Source organism: Longimicrobium sp., assembly GCF_036280135.1.
GTDB lineage: Bacteria > Gemmatimonadota > Gemmatimonadetes > Longimicrobiales > Longimicrobiaceae > Longimicrobium.
This window is the reverse complement of sequence record NZ_DASURI010000682.1, coordinates 1-3,837: the sequence shown is the minus strand read 5'-3', so window position 1 is coordinate 3,837 and position 3,837 is coordinate 1. Positions and strand designations below refer to the sequence as shown.

Below are 3,837 nucleotides of genomic sequence, written 5' to 3'. Positions count from 1 at the left end.
GGAGGGCAAGCTTCGCGCGGAGCCGCGGTTCTCCCCCTCCCCCGCGACAGCGGGGGCAGGGGGCCGGGGGGAGGGGGCCTCTCGACGGGCGAGAGACACCCCGCCGGAGTGCACGATCCCGGCGTCCACAATGAAGGTCTCCTCTCTCCGCGAGGAACGAAGCGGGGAGAGGCCGGGAGAGGGGCGGCCTGCTGCCGGCGCGAACTCCCCAAATGCCGAGAGGGAACCCGTGCCGCAGCCCAAAACGGAGACAGCAAGCAACCGATGAAGAGCGTTCTCCTTCGGATCGTCGTTCTCCTGGCCGTCGCGCTGGCGGCGGCGCCGCTGCGGGCGGAGGACGGCTACGAGCTGTGGCTGCGCTACCCGCGCGTCACCGACGCCGCGCGCCTCGCGGAGTACCGCGCGGCGTTGCCGGCGATCGTCATCGACGCGCAATCCGCCACGCTGCGCGCCGCCCGCGACGAGCTGCGCCGCGGGCTGAACGGGCTGCTGGGCGCGGAGGTGCCCATCTCCGCGCGCGCGCCGCGCGGCGGCGCGTTCCTGGTCGCGGGGACGCCGGCGTCGTCCGCCGTCATCCGCTCGCTGCGGCTGGACGAGGCGCTGCGCGCGGCGGGCGACGAGGGATACGTCATCCGCACCGTGGACGTGGGCGGGCGTCGCGCGACCGTCATCGCCGCCAACCGCGACGTGGGCGTGCTCTACGGCACGTTCCACCTTCTCCGCCACCTGCAGTCGCACGCATCGCTGGCCGGCCTGTCCGCGGTGGAGTCGCCGCGGGTGGAGCGGCGCATCCTGGATCACTGGGACAACCTGGACCGCAGCGTGGAGCGCGGCTACGCCGGCCGCTCCCTTTGGGACTGGGACGCGCTCCCGAACACCATCGACCCCCGCTACACGGACTACGCCCGCGCCAACGCCAGCATCGGCATCAACGGCACGGTGCTTACCAACGTCAACGCCAACGCGCAGGTGCTCACCCCGGGCTACCTGCGCAAGGTCAGGGCGCTGGCGGACGTCTTTCGCCCGTACGGCATCCGCGTGTACCTCACGGCCCGCTTCAGCGCGCCCATGGAGATCGGCGGGCTGCGGACCGCGGACCCGCTGGACCCCGCCGTCCGCGCCTGGTGGAAGGCCAAGGCGGACGAGATCTACCGCGTCATCCCCGACTTCGGCGGCTTTCTCGTCAAGGCCAACTCCGAGGGGCAGCCCGGCCCGCAGGACTACCGCCGCACGCACGCCGACGGCGCCAACATGCTGGCCGAGGCCGTGGCGCCCCACGGCGGCATCGTCATGTGGCGCGCGTTCGTCTACTCCGCGGAGGAGCCCACGGACCGCGTGAAGCAGGCGTACGACGAGTTCCATCCGCTGGACGGGCGGTTCGCGGAGAACGTACTCGTCCAGGTGAAGAACGGGCCGCTGGACTTTCAGCCCCGCGAGCCGTTCCATCCGCTCTTTGGCGCCATGCCGCGGACGCCGATGATGCTGGAGCTGCAGGTCACGCAGGAGTACCTGGGGCAGGCCAGCGACCTGGTCTACCTGGCGCCGATGTGGGAAGAGGTGCTGGACGCGGACACCTACGCCCGCGGCGAGGGATCGACCGTGGCGCGCGTCGTGGACGGCTCGCTGGAGGGCCACCGGCTGACGGGCATCGCGGGCGTGGCGAACACGGGGACGGACCGCGACTGGACGGGGCACCCGTTTCACCAAGCCAACTGGTACGCGTTCGGCCGATTGGCGTGGGACCCGGCGCTTTCGTCCGCCGGGATCGCGGACGAGTGGATCCGGATGACGTTCACGGACGATCCGGCGTTCGTCGCGCCCGTCAGGCGGATGATGCTGGGGAGTCGCGAGGTGGCCGTGAACTACATGACGCCGCTGGGCCTGCATCACATCATGGCCCGCGACCACCACTACGGCCCCGGCCCGTGGGTCACGGGCGGCCGTGCGGACTGGACGAGCGTCTACTACCACCGGGCGGACACGCTGGGGATCGGCTTCGACCGCACGCCGACGGGCAGCAACGCCGTCAGCCAGTACTTCGCCCCGGTGCGGGATCGCTTCGCGGACCGGCGGACGGTGGGCGACTCGCTGCTGCTCTGGTTCCACCGCGTGGGGTGGGACGAGCGGATGGCGAGCGGGCGCACGCTGTGGGAGGAGCTGGTGCACCGCTACAGCGCGGGCGTGGACAGCGTTCGCGCCATGCGCCGGACGTGGGATGCGCTGGCGGGACGGATCGACGGGGAGCGGCACGCGGCCGTGGCGCAGCGGCTGGCGACGCAGGAACGGGTGGCGCGCTGGTGGCGCGACGCGTCGCTGCTGTACTTCCAGCAGTTTGCGGGAAAGCCCATTCCGCCCCAGTATGAACGTCCCGCGCGCCCGCTGGAGTTCTACACGGCGCACACCAGCGACCAGATCCCCGACTTCTGAGCCACCCGTGACCACGCCGCCCTCCTCCCGCCTGACCGCCGCGCGCTCCCTGGGGCGCAGATTGATGGGCCGCCAGGAGGCCGGCCTGGTGCTGGTGACAGCGGCGGTGGCGGCCGCGCTCACGCTTTTCGCCGGCAGCCACCTGGACCGGCGCACGGGCGAGACCATCAACGACTTCTGGAACAGCCACACGCTGGTCCAGACGGCCACGGACGCCAGCTTTTTCGCCATCATGGCCGTGGGCGCCACGGTGGTGATCATCTCCGGCGGCATCGACCTGTCCGTGGGCTCCATCTACGCCCTGAGCGGCGTGGCGTCGGCGCTGCTGCTGCGGGCCATGGGCCCCATGCCGGACGCGGCGACGGTGGGGGTGGCGCTGCTGGTCTGCGCGGGGGTGGGGACGCTGTGCGGGATGGTGAACGGCGCGCTCGTCGTGGGTCTCAAGGTGCACCCGTTCATCATCACCCTGGGGACGATGTGGATCCTCCGGGGCATCGCGTTCGTGGCCACGCGGGCGGAATCCATCCTCCTTCCCGAGGCGCTGACGGGGTTCGCCAAGGCGCCGCTGGGGCTGGGGGGTGGGCTGTATCCCGTGCCCATGCTGCTGATGCTGATGGTGACGGTGGCCGGCGCGCTGTACCTCACGCGGACGGTGCCGGGGCGCCACGTGTTCGCGTTTGGCGGGAACCTGGAGGCCAGCCGGTTCGCCGGGCTGCCGCTGGGGCGCATCCAGATCGGCGTGTTCGCGCTGTCGGGGCTCACGGCGGGGCTGGCGGCGTTCCTGGGCGCGGGGTTCTACGGCAGCGTGTCGTCGGGCGATGCGCAGGGGTACGAGCTGTACGTGATCGCGGCGGCGGTGGTGGGGGGCGCGTCGCTGGTGGGCGGGCGGGGAAGCGCGTTCGGCGCGATGCTGGGGGCGCTGCTGATCGTGCTGTTCCGGCAGAGCATCCGCACGCTGCGCTTCGACCAGAACTATGAGTGGATCGTGGTGGGCTGCGCCATCATCGTGGCCGTGGTCATCGACCAGTGGAGCGCCCGCGCCGCCGCCCGTCGCCTGGCCCGCGCGGCGGAGGCCGTGCCCGCGGGGGAGAGCCGGGTGGCGGCGGCGTGAGGGCTGGGAAGTGCGGAAGTGCGGAAGTGCGGAAGTGCGGAAGTGCGGAAGTGCGGAAGTGCGGAAGTGCGGAAGTGCGGAAGTGCGGAAGTGCGGAAGTGCATGAGTGCGGAAGTGCGGAAGTGAACGGATGGGCAGGGCGGGGATGATGCGCGGGAGCAGCGACTCGTCGCGGGCGGAGCGCCCCCCTCCCCGACCCTCCCCCACAAACTGCGTGGGGGAGGGAGGTGGGCCCGCGCCCGGAGGGCAGCCCGCTCCGCGAGGAACGAGCGGGGAGGGGCGGGTTGCTGCCGGCGGGA

At 72.1% G+C, this 3,837-nt stretch carries 2 protein-coding genes; both read left to right on the top strand.

Annotated elements, in window-relative coordinates; genetic code table 11:
- The first annotated feature begins 264 nt into the window (after positions 1 to 264).
- Positions 265 to 2,427 carry an alpha-glucuronidase family glycosyl hydrolase gene (locus VFZ20_RS22110; RefSeq protein ID WP_329686121.1) on the top strand — a complete coding sequence of 721 codons (2,163 nt, stop codon included), beginning with the start codon at positions 265 to 267 and terminating at the stop codon, positions 2,425 to 2,427.
- 7 nt (positions 2,428 to 2,434) lie between these two features.
- Complete coding sequence (locus tag VFZ20_RS22105; protein ID WP_329686120.1) at positions 2,435 to 3,538, top strand: ABC transporter permease; 1,104 nt, start codon at positions 2,435 to 2,437, stop codon at positions 3,536 to 3,538.
- Positions 3,539 to 3,837 lie beyond the last annotated feature (299 nt).